General features: G+C 60.1%; 16 protein-coding genes. 8 read left to right on the plus strand and 8 right to left on the minus strand.

Going from position 1 to position 14,128, the window contains the following annotated elements:
• Positions 1-100: 100 nt before the first annotated feature.
• Positions 101-850, plus strand: a complete 750-nt coding sequence (locus AB1286_RS23155) for an SDR family oxidoreductase (protein ID WP_430365584.1) — start codon at positions 101-103, stop codon at positions 848-850.
• 20 nt (positions 851-870) lie between these two features.
• Here the strand turns inward: AB1286_RS23155 and AB1286_RS23160 are convergent, their stop codons facing one another.
• Together AB1286_RS23160 and AB1286_RS23165 are read right to left on the minus strand one after the other, a co-directional pair.
• Entirely contained in the window at positions 871-1,890 is a 1,020-nt protein-coding gene (locus tag AB1286_RS23160; RefSeq protein WP_430365585.1) for an alcohol dehydrogenase, read from the minus strand.
• Positions 1,891-2,089: 199 nt separating this feature from the next.
• Positions 2,090-2,377, minus strand: a complete 288-nt coding sequence (locus tag AB1286_RS23165; protein ID WP_430365586.1) for a putative quinol monooxygenase — start codon at positions 2,375-2,377, stop codon at positions 2,090-2,092.
• Positions 2,378-2,708: 331 nt separating this feature from the next.
• On the opposite strand from AB1286_RS23165, the gene AB1286_RS23170 reads away from it, so the two are divergent.
• Both AB1286_RS23170 and AB1286_RS23175 read left to right on the plus strand, forming a co-directional pair.
• A complete protein-coding gene (locus AB1286_RS23170) occupies positions 2,709-3,086 on the plus strand; it encodes a YunG family protein (protein ID WP_430365587.1) in 378 nt (125 codons plus the stop codon).
• A 90-nt stretch (positions 3,087-3,176) separates the two neighbouring features.
• Entirely contained in the window at positions 3,177-3,746 is a 570-nt protein-coding gene (locus AB1286_RS23175) for a peroxiredoxin (protein WP_430365588.1), read from the plus strand.
• 53 nt (positions 3,747-3,799) lie between these two features.
• Here the strand turns inward: AB1286_RS23175 and AB1286_RS23180 are convergent, their stop codons facing one another.
• Both AB1286_RS23180 and AB1286_RS23185 read right to left on the minus strand, forming a co-directional pair.
• The gene (locus AB1286_RS23180) at positions 3,800-4,795 is read right to left on the minus strand and encodes an asparaginase (protein WP_430365589.1); all 996 of its coding nucleotides are present in this window, start codon (positions 4,793-4,795) and stop codon (positions 3,800-3,802) included.
• A 173-nt stretch (positions 4,796-4,968) separates the two neighbouring features.
• Positions 4,969-6,051, minus strand: coding sequence for a GlxA family transcriptional regulator (locus tag AB1286_RS23185; protein WP_430365590.1), 1,083 nt, complete (start codon positions 6,049-6,051; stop codon positions 4,969-4,971).
• 310 nt (positions 6,052-6,361) lie between these two features.
• Between AB1286_RS23185 and AB1286_RS23190 the strand changes: the two genes are divergently transcribed.
• Positions 6,362-7,516, plus strand: a complete 1,155-nt coding sequence (locus tag AB1286_RS23190; RefSeq protein ID WP_430365591.1) for a branched-chain amino acid ABC transporter substrate-binding protein — start codon at positions 6,362-6,364, stop codon at positions 7,514-7,516.
• A 65-nt stretch (positions 7,517-7,581) separates the two neighbouring features.
• Here AB1286_RS23190 and AB1286_RS23195 read toward each other — a convergent pair whose 3' ends face one another.
• From AB1286_RS23195 to AB1286_RS23210, 4 genes are all read right to left on the minus strand, one after another.
• Positions 7,582-7,830 (minus strand): hypothetical protein, encoded by a 249-nt coding sequence (locus tag AB1286_RS23195; protein ID WP_430365592.1) that lies wholly within the window; start codon positions 7,828-7,830, stop codon positions 7,582-7,584.
• A gap of 297 nt (positions 7,831-8,127) precedes the next feature.
• Positions 8,128-9,294 carry a glutathionylspermidine synthase family protein gene (locus AB1286_RS23200; RefSeq protein WP_430365593.1) on the minus strand — a complete coding sequence of 389 codons (1,167 nt, stop codon included), beginning with the start codon at positions 9,292-9,294 and terminating at the stop codon, positions 8,128-8,130.
• A complete protein-coding gene (locus tag AB1286_RS23205) occupies positions 9,245-10,720 on the minus strand; it encodes a saccharopine dehydrogenase NADP-binding domain-containing protein (RefSeq protein ID WP_430365594.1) in 1,476 nt (491 codons plus the stop codon). The genes AB1286_RS23200 and AB1286_RS23205 overlap by 50 nt, the downstream gene beginning before the upstream one ends.
• 136 nt (positions 10,721-10,856) lie before the next feature.
• Positions 10,857-11,498, minus strand: a complete 642-nt coding sequence (locus tag AB1286_RS23210) for a LysE/ArgO family amino acid transporter (RefSeq protein ID WP_430365595.1) — start codon at positions 11,496-11,498, stop codon at positions 10,857-10,859.
• A 124-nt stretch (positions 11,499-11,622) separates the two neighbouring features.
• On the opposite strand from AB1286_RS23210, the gene AB1286_RS23215 reads away from it, so the two are divergent.
• The 4 genes from AB1286_RS23215 to AB1286_RS23230 all read left to right on the plus strand — a co-directional run bounded on the left by AB1286_RS23215 (position 11,623) and on the right by AB1286_RS23230 (position 14,083).
• The gene (locus tag AB1286_RS23215; RefSeq protein ID WP_430365596.1) at positions 11,623-12,081 is read left to right on the plus strand and encodes an Lrp/AsnC family transcriptional regulator; all 459 of its coding nucleotides are present in this window, start codon (positions 11,623-11,625) and stop codon (positions 12,079-12,081) included.
• A 108-nt stretch (positions 12,082-12,189) separates the two neighbouring features.
• Positions 12,190-12,570 carry a thioredoxin family protein gene (locus AB1286_RS23220; protein ID WP_430365597.1) on the plus strand — a complete coding sequence of 127 codons (381 nt, stop codon included), beginning with the start codon at positions 12,190-12,192 and terminating at the stop codon, positions 12,568-12,570.
• A gap of 12 nt (positions 12,571-12,582) precedes the next feature.
• Positions 12,583-13,311 (plus strand): cytochrome c biogenesis CcdA family protein, encoded by a 729-nt coding sequence (locus AB1286_RS23225; RefSeq protein ID WP_430365598.1) that lies wholly within the window; start codon positions 12,583-12,585, stop codon positions 13,309-13,311.
• A 91-nt stretch (positions 13,312-13,402) separates the two neighbouring features.
• Positions 13,403-14,083, plus strand: coding sequence for a response regulator transcription factor (locus tag AB1286_RS23230; protein ID WP_430365599.1), 681 nt, complete (start codon positions 13,403-13,405; stop codon positions 14,081-14,083).
• The last annotated feature ends 45 nt before the right edge of the window (positions 14,084-14,128 follow it).

Raw genomic sequence — 14,128 nt, forward strand, 5'->3', positions numbered from 1 at the left:
CCTTCGAACGAGTGCATCGACGAGATCGTACGGCATAGACACCGAATGCGTCCATCATGGCTTCAACGTCGTCGAACGACATTTCTTAGTGGAGAGAATCATGAATCGCTTTTCGGGAAAGACGGTATTGGTTACGGGCGGTAGCAGCGGCATCGGTTTTGCGGCCGCTCAGGCATTTGTAGCCGAGGGCGCTCGTGTCGTTATCACGGGCCGTGATCCGCAGGCGCTCGAGCGTGCGCGAACCGAGCTCGGCTCGATGGTGCTCGCGGTGCGTAACGAAACGGGCACGGTAGCCGCCGCAAGGGAACTTGCTGGCGCGATCGAATCGGCAGGGATCCGTCTCGATGCCGTGTTCCTCAACGCAGGCGTGGCCAAGTTCGCCTCGCTAGCGGAAGCCGACGAACCGCTCTGGGACCTAATTTTCGACAGCAATGTGAAGGGCGTCTTCTTTCAGCTTCAAGCGCTTGCCCCGCTGCTGAACCAAGGGGCGTCCATCGTGCTCAACGGCTCGATCAACGCGCATATCGGCATGCCGGGCACGGCGATTTATGCGGCGAGCAAGGCAGCGTTGATCTCGTTCGCTAAGACGCTGTCGGCCGAGTTGCTGCCGCGCGGCGCAAGGGTGAACGTGGTGAGTCCGGGGCCGGTCGCCACACCGCTCTACGGCAAGCTGGGGCTGGATCCCGATCAGGTTGCCGCGACGGCGGAAAGTATCCGCGCCCAGGTGCCGGCCGGCCGCTTTGGCGAGTCCAAGGAAATCGCCGCGACCGTGCTGCACCTGGCATCGACCGAGTCGTCGTTCATCGTCGGCACGGAGATCATCGTCGATGGCGGGATGAGCCAGCTATAACGGCTCGCGCGGGCACGCCCTTATTTGTCGGGCGTCAGCACGACTCTGAAGCGTGCCTTGCCGCTCATCATTCGATCGTAGGCTTCGGCCGCGCGCGAAAGCGGATAGTGCTCGATCATCGGTCTCACGCCCGCCAAGGCGCTGAATGCCAGCGTGTCCTGGGAGTCGGCCGATGTACCCGAGGGCCAGCCTTGAACCGAGTGGCGGCCCATGATGAATTGCGTGATCGGCACTTCCACAGGCTCCTCGGATACGCCGACCATGATCAGTTTGCCGTTCAGGCCTAGACCGCCGAGGGCGGCGGTCATCGCCTTGCCGCTCGTGGCGGTGGCGAGAATGACGCGTGCGCCGCCAAGCGCTTGCAGCGCTTCGGCGACGTTTTGCGAGGCGCTGTCGACGTAGCGATGGGCGCCGAGTTCTTTCGCGAGCGGGGCTTTGTCTTGGCCGCGCGCGATGGCAACCGTCACATAGCCCATTTTGCTCGCGTATTGCACGCCGAGATGACCGAGGCCGCCGATGCCTAAGATCGCGACCACGTCGCCTGCGCGCGCACCGCTGTGGCGCAACGCGTTGAATGTCGTGATGCCCGCGCATAGGAGCGGGGCGGCATCGACATCGGAGAGATCGTCGGGCATGCGCGCCAACGCTTCTTGCGGCGCGACCATGTACTCGGCGTAGCCGCCGTCATAGCTGATGCCCGGGATCTGCCCGTTTTTGCAAAGCACGAAATCGCCATGCCGGCAGTGCTCGCAGTGACCGCAATGGCCCCCGTGCCAGCCCACGCCCACACGTTGGCCCACGCGCCAGTCGTCGACGCGCTCGCCGAGTCGATCGATCACGCCGGCGATTTCATGGCCGGGCACGCGCGGAAATTGCAGCCCCGGCCACATCCCTTCTTTCGTAAGGGAATCGCTATGGCAGATTCCGCAGGCCTGAACCTTGATCAAGACGTGGCCCTCCGGCGGCTCGGGCACTTCGCGTTCGACGAGTTCGAACGGTCCCCCCGCACTTTTCACTTGCACGGCTTTCATCGTACGCATCGTTGACTCCTGCATGAGTGGTCGAACCCAAGGTCGGTGTCGCACGCGACGACCTTCGATGACTATAGGACGCGCGCTGGGTTTATGCAGGAAATAGCAAATGCGGTGCCGTGAGGTCGCCGATGAAGGTGGGCGGATCAGGCCGTTTAGCGCGAGGCTTCGGCGCCTAGTGGGAGGCCGTGAGCCGCCGAAGCGCGGATCATACCGGCAGTAATTTAATGAGTTCGACCGGACCGGCACGAAAAGCCTTGTTCTTCTCGGCTGCCGCGATCATATGCGGTGCGACGCTGTGAGCGGCAAGCGCTTCTTCGGATGCCCACTCTTCGGTAATGACGAAGCGAGTGTCGTCTCCTTGTACGCGATGAAGCTCGTATTCGATGCATCCTGCCTCGGCCCTAACCAACGGAGCGATGGCGCGGAACGCCTCGATTTGTTGATCGGCTTTGCCGGCTTGGACCTCGATTAGAACGACTAACGAAACGCTCATGACAGCCTCTCATTTTTGATGATTGTCTTTCGAGCCTACGATCATGCCATACGAAACCTCGTACTTGCATCGATATACCGCGATCCGATCGACGCAATACAATGCGATTGACGAGCTCGTGCTTTGCGGGCAAACTCATCCCTCATGTACGCTATTTCGCCCGTCACGACCTTGCATCATCATTGGCACCATCCCCACTGGGATTGGCGGCCGGGAACGTGCGTGCATTAGAAATATGCTGCACCGTATGCTACGAAGCCCCGCCGATCGCGACGGGGCTTTTTGTTTTTTGCTTACCTCGTACGTCGTCGGCTCAACTTGAGGTGAAACCATGACGTCGCTTAAACCGAGTAAGTTCGCCACTCCCATCGAGCTATACCGAGTTATTTCTCGCGTATGGTCGGCCGATACATCGAGTCCGACCGGCGCTTGGTCGCCTTCGAACCCGGCGCAGAACCATTGCAGCATTACCGCGCTGGTCGTGCAGGATTATTTCGGCGGCGAGATTCTTTGCACTCGGACTACGGGGGGGACGCATTTCTATAACGTGATCGACGGTAAAAAATGGGACATCACGGTAAGCCAATTCAACGAGCCGATCCCATACGACGACGCTGTTTCGAGCCGCGAATCGGCACTCGCCGATACGTCGCCTGAAAAATATGCGCTGCTGACGTCGAGGCTTGAGGCGGAGATTGATCGGGTTTGATCGAATCGTTGATCGAATAACGTTATCTATTGGACGGCTGTGGGCCGGCGCGGGTTTTTGCCGCGTCGGCGTCAAAGGCGGGAGCCGCGCATGCAAGATCCGATGTCGATCGATTGGTCCACTATGCCGGCTCCGCTGGACGATGGCGCGGCGAATCACTTGAGCGGGCGCATCATCCCCGCCGTCGCGTTGGACTCGACCGATGGCGGCACGGTCGATCTGAGCCGAATCGCCGGGCGTGTGGTGATTTACGTTTATCCGTGGAAGAAGCATCCGGACGGTGTGCTACCCGAAGGCTGGACATCCATTCCCGGGGCGGCCGGATGCACGCCGCAGTCGTGCGCTTTTCGTGATCGGGCCGCGGCGATCGAAGCAGCCGGCGTTCGTCACATTTTCGGATTGTCCACACAAGATACGCCCTACCAACGAGAGGCCGTGGAACGATTGCATCTTCCTTATCCGCTATTGTCGGATCGGCGCCTCGAGTTGGCAAAGGCGCTTTCATTGCCATCGTTCACCGCGGCCGATATGACGCTCTTGAAGCGGTTAACGATGATCGTCGACGACGGTGTGATTCGGCACGTGTTCTACCCCGTGTTCCCGCCGCATCTGCACGCGGGCGAAGTGCTTGCGTGGCTTCAAGCGTTGGCGCCGATGTGACGACCTGTTATGCGGCTAACGAAAGCGACTCGGAATCGTTCGCGCAGGCGCGTTTAATAGCGGTAAAAAGCGGCTTGCAACGCGCCTCGCTCGGCGGGGTCGTTCAACATCGCGAGCATGAGCAAAACGCGGGCTTTTTGCGGGACTTGATCGTCGACTACGATCCAGCCGTAGTCGTCGTCCGGCTGCGCGCCGTTTCGCACGATCACCCCGCTGCCTGTACGGGAAGCACGCACCACTTGCACGCCGTTGCGCGCCGCTTCGCGAAGCGCGGCGACGATGTGATCGGCAACATTGCCGTTGCCGGTGCCCGCATAGACGATCCCTTCTGCGTGAGCGGCAACGTTGCCGACCGTATCGGCGTCGAGTGCGCCGTAGGCGTAGACGATGTCCACCTTCGGCAGTCGATCGATTCGCGCGAGAGACCAGGGCGTGAGTACGGTATGGTCGCGCGAGGCCATGCGGTAGAACCGGGGCTCTCCCTCCACGACGTATCCAAGCGGGCCATACGGCGAGGCGAAGGCTTCCAGCTTGAAACTATTGACCTTGGTGACGTCGCGCGCGGTATGAATTTCGTCGTTCGAGACGACGAGTACGCCTCGGCCACGGGAGGCCGGATGCGTGACGACGCAAATGGCGTCGTAAAGATTCAAGGGGGCATCCGAACTCATGGCGGACGGCGGGCGCATCGCGCCGACTACAACGACGGGTTTGACGCTCTTAAGCGTCAGGTGCAAGAAGTAGGCGGTTTCCTCGATCGTGTCCGTTCCGTGCGTCAGGATGACGCCATCCACGTCGGCTTGCTCGAGCAGCGCCGATACACGCTTTCCGATCAAAAGCAGATGGTCGTTATTGAAGTTTTCCGAGCCCGTCTGTAGCAACTGCTCGGTACGGAGATTCGCCCGTCGAGATCCCTGAGGAAGCACGGCGAGGACCTCGTCGATCTTGAGCACCGAGCATGCATAGGCGGATGTATTGGCGTATCCGGCGCCCCGGCCGGCAATCGTGCCGCCCGTGCCGAGAACGACGATATTGGGCTTGTCTCTCATTCGGTGATCGAATCTCGCTGCATTGCTTTACCGTTGTTCGCACGCGTCGCTTATCAAAGGGCCCGATTTCTCGGCGCACGCAAGCAATGTACGCGCCGGAGGCGCGATGACGATTGCATCGATCGGAAGAAAAGTAGAAGAAATGCGACAACGCGCGATCGCGTTGCGGGGACTTAGTCGGATGCGGCCTGAGCGCGCGCACCGCGTAGCTTCCCTGGTGTTACGCCATAAATTTCACGGAACACGCGAATGAAATGCGCGGAATCGGCGAAGCCGCACTCGTAGGCGATTTCCGTGACTTTGCGCGAGGTATTGAGCAACATCCAGCGCGCATAGCGCAATCGCACATGCCGATAGAACTCGTTCGGCGACATCTTCATTTCGGCCATGAACGCGCGCTCGAGCTGGCGCACGCTCGTGCCGATCATATGGGCGATGACGGCGATATTGAGCGGCGCCTCGAGGTTTTCCTCCATGAGCAAGGCAGCATGACGAACCGCGGCATCTCCCACGGAAAGGTAGCCGAGGGCTCTGCGGCGTTCAACGAACGACGAGCCGGCGCGGCGGCTGACCGTCATTTGGTGAATCACTTTCGATGCGCGATCCGGCCCGCAATGGAGGTTAATGAGCCGGGCGGCAAGCTCTATCACCGAAATGCCGCCCGCGCAGGTCACGCGATCGCCGTCGATCAAGTAGTCGGCATGCGTGACGACGCGCAACACCGGGAACATATTGCGGTAATCGTCATAGTGAAAGCTGTGGACGCAGGCGACGTGGTCTTCCATGAGCCCGGCGCGCGCGAGCACGAAGCTTCCCGTGCAAATGCCCACGAGCGGTACGCCCGCCTGCGCGGCCTCGTGCAAGTAATCCCAGTAGCGCTTGTTGACCTGCTCCAGATAGGGCAGCAAGCCGCCGATCACCACAACGTAATCGAATTGACGTACATCGGGGAACACCGACTGCACCGGGATGGCGATACCGCAACTGGATTCCACCGTGGCGTTTTGCGCCCCGATCGTCGTCCAGATGCAGCGTAAAGGACGGCTTTGATCGCTGCGGTCGGCGGCATGACGCAACGCATCGCACAAACCGCCGAGCGATAGGAGAGGAAACCGCGGCCATAGAAGAATTCCGACGTTCAATTCCGGCCCGGATCGCGCGGGCCCGGCCTCGGACGCGCTCGAAAGCGCATCCAGCCGCTCGATCAGTTCGTGAGCGGAAGCGCTATCGGATGGAAGGTCGTCAGGACGGGGCATGCGTCGAACGGCGTAATGGACGTACTCATTCTATCGAGGCTTCGCCCGTTGGTCGATGCGTGTCGCATATCTTCTGTTTTCTGGCAAATCGGTGCAATGCCACCTGTTTGTGGCCGCATAAATTCGTTTCCGCCATCTCGGTGGATGGCGCCGCGGGGTTCACGACCGATGCGATGGGGCGATCCGCTGGATCGTTGCGGTATGCGAGCGAGACGGGCAGGGCGGCGGATGCGGTTGAGCGCGCAAGGCTTGATGCGTGCGAGGCCGCGCTCGTTTTCCGCCGGGCCATAACTACGGATGAGGTTGCGCAATGAGCAAGAGAGCAATGTTGGGACGCGGCGTAGCGGCCGTCGGCATATTGGGTGCGTTGGTCGCGGCTCCCGAGAGGGCAGCGTTCGCGGACGAAACCGTGAAGATCGGGGAAGCCGCGCCTGTAACGGGGCCTGCATCGTATCTGGGTAAGGATACGGAAAACGGCGCGAGGCTCGCGGTGGAGGAAATCAACGAACACGGGCTCGTTGTCGGCGGCAAGAAAATCAACCTGGTGCTGGATGCCCAGGACGATGCGGGTGACCCGCGTCAGGCGACGCAAATCGCGCAGAAGCTCGTGGACAGCAACGTCGTTGCCGTAGTCGGCCATATGAATTCAGGCACCACGATCCCGGCTGCGAAGATCTACAGCGATGCGGGCATCGTGCAAGTCTCGCCGTCGGCGACCAATCCCGCTTATACGCAACAGGGTTTCAAAACCGCCTACCGTGTCGTGGCCACCGATGCGCAGCAAGGTCCCGCGTTGGCCGACTATGCAACGAAAACGCTCAAAGTGAAGACCGTGGCGATCGTGGACGATGCCACCGCTTACGGTCAAGGATTGGCCAACGAGTTCGAAAAGCGAGCGAAGGCCGACGGCATCAAGGTGATGTCGCACGACGCGACGAACGATAAGGCGACCGACTTCCGAGCGATCCTCACGAAGATCAAGGGCGAGCAGCCGGACGCGATTATGTACGGCGGCCTCGACGCAACCGGCGGCCCTTTTGCCAAGCAGGCGAAGCAACTGGGCATGGGTCAAAAGATTCTCGCCGGAGATGGCCTATGTGCCGACGATCTCTCGAAACTGGCCGGGGAGGCCGCCGACGATGTGATTTGCTCGATCGCCGGTGCGCCGCTGGAGAAGATGCCGAAGGGGCCTTCGTTCACGGAGCGTTACGAGAAGCGATTCGGAAGCCATCCCGTGCTCAACTCGCCCTTCGCTTACGATGCGGTCTATGTGATCGTCGAAGCGATGAAACGGGCGGGGTCGACGGCTCCCGATAAAATCCTCGCCGCGATGCCCGCGACGAATTATCAAGGTGTGCTCGGTCAGACGCAGTTCGATTCCAAGGGAGATCTGTTGCACGGAACGATTTCGCTCTACAAATACGTGAGCGGCAAGCAGACGCTGCTCGACTATGTGAAGAATTGATCGGTTCTCCCCTGGCCGATCGAGCGGCACGCGGCGCGGACGACGCGAGCGTGCTGCGACTGCCTTCAACCCCCACCCGATCCGTGAAATCCGGAGAAGAAGCGGCCGACCGCGCGCATGGGGGTACCGCTGCGCAAGAAGCCGCCGCGCGAAATCACCCGCGCCTCGCGTGCCCCCTCGTCGCTCGGCGTGCGAGAGAACGCACTCGAGCCGCCGTGCAACTCGCTATCGCGAACGTCGAGTTCGGCCGTCGTACCGTTGCGCCCAATAGGGGGCGCCGCTCGGTTGGATGTCGTGCCGCTATCGTGGTACACGACACCTCTACGCGTGTAATACGGTCCGTACCAGTGGGCGCCATAGGCGCCCCCGTGAGTGCTTGCCGACGCTGCGGAGCTTGCTGTCGCCTGATCAGCGACTCCTGAGCCTATATAGGTACAGTCCTGGGGCTGCTGCCAATCGTCGAGACACGCTTGCTGTGTCGGATAGCTAGTGCGTAGGACGTGGGTCACATGCCCGGATGACTTATCGCAAGCGTTAAGAAGGCTTGCCGTCGCAACGGCACTACCGACTAGAACGAGTCGCGGAGCGCGCTTGTTTCGCATGATCGGCGGTTATTCCACGTAGTGAGGCGTAAAAAACGAGGTGTTCTTCGCGATCGGACCTAGCTCCTCGCGAATACAAAGGCCTGCGGGGGCATCGTCGACCACCCAGGCGCCTAACGTAACGAAGCGATCGTCGAAGCGAGGCGCGGGTGCATACGCTTGATAGATAAAGCCTTCCTCGCCATAGTCGCCGGGATTGTCGAATCGCCCCTCCGGGGTGACCAACGTGACATTCGCCCCCTCTCGCGACAGCAACGGCTTTTTCGCGTGAGCCCGATCACGAAAAACGCCGGCGTCGAACGAAGCCTCGAGCAAATTCGGATGCCCTGGGAAGAGATTCCATAGGATCGGAAGGATGCCTTTGTTTGACAGCACTGCTTTCCACGGCGGCTCTACCCATCGGCATGCATCGAGCGTCAGCTGCGCGGCGTATTCGGAGCGCATCATCCATTCCCAGGGAAAAAGCTTGAACACCAAATCCATGGGCTCGTTTTCCAAGTCGTAAAAGCGGCCCTTGCCGTCGCTGCCGATGTCGGCCACGTCGATGAGCTTGACGGCCCATCCTGCTTGTACGGCCGTGTCCATCAAGTACTCGACGTTGCAGACATCCTCCTGACTGGAGAACATGCATGCGAAATGCAGCACGCGCGCGTCGCGGTAATGGCCGCGTATCCATCGCCAGCGCTCGATCAAGCTCTCATGCAGACTATTGAATTGGTCGGCGAGAGGATGGACGTCTTCTTTCCAAAACCATTGCGCAAGGCTGGCTTCGATGATGGATGTCGGCGTGTCGGCGTTGTACTCGTACATCTTGAAGTGGCCGTCGGCACCGAGCGTCATATCGAAACGGCCGAATAAGGTCGGGTCGTCGCGTTCCCAAGACGTCCGGATCAAATCGGCAAACCGCCGGGGAATCGCCAAGCGATCGAAAAGATCGTGCGATATCACATGCTCCACCGCGTCGAGGCAACGCCGATTGAGTTCGAGCGCTGCCGCATACAATCGCTCTACCTCGTCCGGTGCGAACCGGTATGCCACGTCTTCTCGCCAGTAGAAGAACGTATTGCGATCGACCGCACGCGGCATGTCGTTTTCGTCGAGCGAATGGAAGTGAAAGCCGATCGATTCAAGCTTTTGCGGCCAGCCTTCCCGTGGCATCTGCGCAATGCGCTCCATGTTTTCCTTGTTCGATAACGTTGGTTGCCGATCGGACGGCCGTTGCCGGAATGTCGGTGTGCTCGCCCGCGATCGAAAACGCGCCGAATGCCAATCGCGTCAGGCCTTTTATGGGTTTCCAGTCGGTATGACACCGTTGCATCGGCGCCCAAAAGTGCTCGGCGTAGTCGATCATCGCGCGGTAGTCGATTTCATCCGATTCCACGATGCCCTCGGTAGGATGCGCACTCGCCCATCTTAGCGCCGCGACGACGGCGGAAGCCACTTGCAGGCTGGTCGCGTTGTTGTACGGCGCGATCGATCGAGCGCGATCGATCGATAGCGCGGAGCCGAGCCACAACGACGGGAACCGGCCGCTCAATAGGAAGACGCCCAACTCGTCGATCCCATCGACGATTTCATCCTTTAGCAAGCGCTCCTCGAGCACGCCGGTGAATCCTTCGCGCAGCAGCGACATCGACTCGACCGCCAGGTCGGTAGGCCGATACGCATAGTAGACGGTAGGGCGGTAAAGGGCAGTGCCGGGAGATCCGAGCGTTAGGTAATCGGCAATCGAGATCGCTTCGTGATGCGTCAGGACATAGGCTTCGAATTCGCCCTGCCGGGGCGTCCACGATTTGACGGTCGTTGCCCAGCCCGGCCGGTTCAGTCGAATTGCCGCGCACGAGCCCGAGGTTTGACGCACCGCGCCTGCCGGTAGCGAGGGCTCGTGCGTACCCCAGCCTAGTTCGACGTCCTGTTGGCATTCGGTGATGAAACCCGGCACGGACCAGGTATTGACGAATTCATTCGAGGCGCGATCGATCGGCGCGCGCTGCGTATCGAATTCGGAAACTTGAATGACCTGTACATCCAGGGCGCAAGCCAGTCGTGCCCAATCATCGCGTGTTTGCGGCGGGAGCGCGCCGTCTGCCGTTAGGCCGACCGTATGCGCCAACTCAAGTAGCCCTTGCTTCACAAGCGCCGAGACATATCCGGGGTTCGCGCCGCTGGCTACGATTGCAGTTGGATTCGCGCGCGCCGATTGCGTCCGTTTGAGCGCAAGCACCCGCTCGCGCAGAGCGTAGTTGCTCGTATCCGCACAAGTGCCGTCGTAATCGTACTCCCAAGGTTCGACACCGGTATCCAAATAGATCGCGCCTTTCGACTGCACGAACTTCAGTAAATCGCAAGTGCTAACCGACGGCGCGAGATTGAGAAGAAAATCGCTTTCGGCGACCAGTGACCCAAGGATCGTGGCGAAATTATCGGGATCGATGCGGTGCGCTAGGAGTTCGATCTTGCACCCTTCGGCAATTTCCATTCGCCGCGAATCGATATCGCAGTCGATCGCCGATATTTGCCAACCGGCGAATTCCTTCTGAAGCAGAGGGGCGACGGCCTGACCTATATTGCCGAAGCCGACAATGACGATGCGGTTTGACATCTTCTATTGGGCGATACGATTCCGTGATAGACGGAGAGCGTAACCCTCTGCGGATCAGAAAGCAAAGTGAACCGGTACGACCGCATCGTCGCCGATCGCGGTCGAAGGCCGTGCGATGCTCTCTTGCGACCCGCGGCTAAATCATGTAACGCACACCGGCAACCAATTGAACCGCCCCAAACACACCGATGACGAGCGCCGACAGCCTCGCGATGCCGTGCATGAATGAAGACGGCATCTTTTTGCCGACGGCGGCGGTCACGCTGCTCAGACAGAGCCACCAGGCCGCGGAGCCGGCGAATACCCCTGCCACCATCGGCCCGACCGTCAACCACCGCGAGAGCGCGCCCGCGCCCGACTCGAGCGACATCGGCCCTAGCGCGGCAAATACGCCGATGAACGAAATGATCGTCATCGGATTGGATAGCGTCAAACCGAACGTGGTGAGAAACGCGCGTGCCGTCGACGATCGAGGCGCGTTAGCGGAAGCGGTTTGCGCTACCGGCTTTTCGCGCGCTATCGTAAAAGCCAGCCACAGTAGAAACGCGCCGCCGGCGATTTTCAGGCCGATGCTCAGGGCGGGCAGCGCGGTCGCGATCCCGGCGATTCCGAGCGCGCCGAGCAATCCGTAAATGGCATCCGCGCACGCGGCTCCCAATCCGGTCGCGAACCCGTAGCCAAAGCCACGGCTCAGGCTACGCTGGATGCATAGCATTCCGATCGGTCCGACGGGTGCGGCTATCGATAGCCCGATCGCCATGGATTTGATAAACAGCATGACCGTTTCGCCTCGCGATAGAAATAGCGTTGGATCCCAAGGCTTGATCGTAGGCCTACTTGCGTCGACGCAGAAGATGGTTTTTAAGGGAGAATGCCGATTCGACCTTAAAAAATTCACTGTGATGGACGATCTCGATTGGAAGCTGCTGTCTTTGCTGCAAAGCAATGGCCGAATGACCTATACGGAGCTGGCTCGCCAAGTCAAATTGTCGGTGCCCGCCGTGACGGAACGTGTGAAGCGGCTCGAAGAGGCGGGGGTGATCGAGGGCTACGCGGCGCGCGTCAACGCGGCAGCCGCGGGCTATCTCGTGACGGCGTTGATCGCTATCACCGTGCCGCAGCCCGCTAAGACGAAGTTCATCAAGCTGCTCGAGACGATCCCCGAAGTGCTCGAATGTCATCACGTGACCGGGGCGGACTCATACATTATGCGATTGGTCGCGGTCGGCATGGCGGATCTAGAGCGCTTGATCGGCCGCATCAATCTATACGGCGAGACGCGTACTTCGATCGTCATGTCTACGCCGCTGCCCGAGCGGCCTTTGCAGCAGCCGGCCGTCGTTGTAAAGAAGATCCATTGAAGCCATGCAACGCCTTACTTTTTGTTCATGAAAGCTTAAGTTGATCCCTAAAAAGCCCCGCTGATAGTCTTGCGCAACACGTCGCAAGGCGGATCAACGGAGCAGCATATGCGGATTCAACACGTTCTTATCGGTGCGTTACTGTCGGCGACCAGCCTCTGCGCGTTCGCGAAAGTCATTCATTTCGATGCGCAGACGTATGACCAACTGCGTCATGAAGGCACGCCTTTCATCGTCCATACGGATGCGACTTGGTGCCCGATCTGCAAGAAACAAAACGACTTACTCACTTCGATCGAGCAAGAGCCGCGATTTCGTCAACTGACGGTCTTGGTGGTCGACGTGGACGCCGATAAAGAGGTGATGAAATCGCTCGATCTATCGAAACGTAGCCTCTTTATCGTCTATAAAGGCGACGCCGAACTGGGGCACTCGATGGCGGATACCGATAAGGACTCGATAGAGTCGCTGTTCGCCAAAGCGCGCTGAGAAAGGTCGGCAATGGGCTTCGGCGTTGCAACCTACCTGCTGGGGTACTTCTCGGGCGTCGTCTCGACACTCTCACCTTGTGTGCTGCCCTTGCTGCCGATCGTGCTCGGCAGTGCCGGCGCATCGAATCGGTCGGGACCGCTAGTGCTCACGGCGGGCGTCATGCTGTCGTTTAGCGCGGTCGGCATCTTCCTCGCAACTGCCGGGGCGGCGCTCGGGCTGAGCGAAGACACCCCCCGCTATCTTGCGTCGCTCCTGCTATTGCTCGCGGGAGCGTTACTACTCGTGCCGGCATTTTCGCGCCGCTTTGCGTTTCTCGCGAACGGCGTGTCAGCGCGCGGTCAGGCCTTCCTCAACGGTTTGAGGCTCGGCGGTAACGGTGGCCAGTTCGTGATTGGTTTGACATTGGGTGCGGTTTGGAGTCCTTGTGTCGGGCCAACATTGGGAGCAGCGATCGCTCTTGCCGCGCGCGGCAAGGATCTTGTCCAAGTGTCGATGCTCATGGCGATCTACGGCTTGGGCGCCGGTACGCCGCTGTTGCTTTTGGCAACGGTGTCGCATGCGGCCGCGGCCCGGCTGCGCGGGGGATTGGCTTGGGTCGGCGATCGCGGAAAATACCTGCTCGGGGGCTCGCTCATGCTACTTGGGCTCTTGACGCTGAGCGGTCTCGACAAGCTAGTCGAAGCTTGGGCCGTGCAAGCCTCGCCCGGATGGCTGATCGATTTAACCACTCGTATTTGAGCGCCACCGGTTCGGGAGGAGGCTTTCGCGTGGCATCGCGCTGCAACGGGTATGCTCGCGTTTCACATACGCGGGAACCAGGATCACTACGATGCGCATTCTGATTGTCGAAGACGAGCAGAAACTTGCTGAGGCTTTAAAAGAGAGTCTCGAGTACGAGCGGTTTGCCGTGGAGATCGCCCTTACGGGAGAGGAAGGCTTTTTCTTGATCAACGCACGGCATTTCGATTTGATCGTTCTCGACCTCATGCTGCCGGGGCGAGACGGTATCGAGGTGTTATCTACGCTAAGGAAACGCAACTTACAGACCCCCGTCATCGTTCTCACGGCGAAGGACACGATCGAGGACCGCGTCCTAGGGTTGGACCGCGGTGCCGATGATTATCTCGTCAAGCCGTTCGCTGTTCCCGAATTGCTCGCCCGCATACGGGCACTGCTCAGGCGGGGCCGTGGCGAGCGCGCGACGACGCTGCGACTCGCGGGTCTCGAGATGGATTTGATGACGCGCGGCATCACGCGCGAGGGGCGGCCGATCGAGCTGACCACGAAGGAATTCGAGCTCTTCGAGTATCTTTTGCAGCGTCAGGGGACGGTCGTGACGCGAGAAATGTTGGCGCGCGACGTTTGGAACGTGTCGGCGCGAGCGGTGCCGTTGGACAACGTCATCGACGTTCACATGACACGTTTGCGTAAAAAAATCGACCAGGGGTTTGCATTTCCGATCGTGCAAACGATTCGAGGCGTGGGGTTCATCGTGCGGGGGCCTGGCTGATGAGACGCATCGTCGGAACGGTTCGTTGGCGTTTGATTGCGGAGC

Origin of the sequence: Trinickia sp. NRRL B-1857, assembly GCF_050470685.1 — a bacterium.
Classification (GTDB): Bacteria; Pseudomonadota; Gammaproteobacteria; order Burkholderiales; family Burkholderiaceae; genus Trinickia.

Coding starts and splice junctions, on each gene's coding strand:
- AB1286_RS23155 (WP_430365584.1), top strand. CDS start 101: ATGAATCGCTTTTCGGGAAAGACGGTATTGGTTACGGGCGGTAGCAGC.
- AB1286_RS23160 (WP_430365585.1), bottom strand. CDS start 1,890: ATGCGTACGATGAAAGCCGTGCAAGTGAAAAGTGCGGGGGGACCGTTC.
- AB1286_RS23165 (WP_430365586.1), bottom strand. CDS start 2,377: ATGAGCGTTTCGTTAGTCGTTCTAATCGAGGTCCAAGCCGGCAAAGCC.
- AB1286_RS23170 (WP_430365587.1), top strand. CDS start 2,709: ATGACGTCGCTTAAACCGAGTAAGTTCGCCACTCCCATCGAGCTATAC.
- AB1286_RS23175 (WP_430365588.1), top strand. CDS start 3,177: ATGCAAGATCCGATGTCGATCGATTGGTCCACTATGCCGGCTCCGCTG.
- AB1286_RS23180 (WP_430365589.1), bottom strand. CDS start 4,795: ATGAGAGACAAGCCCAATATCGTCGTTCTCGGCACGGGCGGCACGATT.
- AB1286_RS23185 (WP_430365590.1), bottom strand. CDS start 6,051: ATGCCCCGTCCTGACGACCTTCCATCCGATAGCGCTTCCGCTCACGAA.
- AB1286_RS23190 (WP_430365591.1), top strand. CDS start 6,362: ATGAGCAAGAGAGCAATGTTGGGACGCGGCGTAGCGGCCGTCGGCATA.
- AB1286_RS23200 (WP_430365593.1), bottom strand. CDS start 9,294: ATGGAGCGCATTGCGCAGATGCCACGGGAAGGCTGGCCGCAAAAGCTT.
- AB1286_RS23205 (WP_430365594.1), bottom strand. CDS start 10,720: ATGTCAAACCGCATCGTCATTGTCGGCTTCGGCAATATAGGTCAGGCC.
- AB1286_RS23210 (WP_430365595.1), bottom strand. CDS start 11,498: ATGCTGTTTATCAAATCCATGGCGATCGGGCTATCGATAGCCGCACCC.
- AB1286_RS23215 (WP_430365596.1), top strand. CDS start 11,623: ATGGACGATCTCGATTGGAAGCTGCTGTCTTTGCTGCAAAGCAATGGC.
- AB1286_RS23220 (WP_430365597.1), top strand. CDS start 12,190: ATGCGGATTCAACACGTTCTTATCGGTGCGTTACTGTCGGCGACCAGC.
- AB1286_RS23225 (WP_430365598.1), top strand. CDS start 12,583: ATGGGCTTCGGCGTTGCAACCTACCTGCTGGGGTACTTCTCGGGCGTC.
- AB1286_RS23230 (WP_430365599.1), top strand. CDS start 13,403: ATGCGCATTCTGATTGTCGAAGACGAGCAGAAACTTGCTGAGGCTTTA.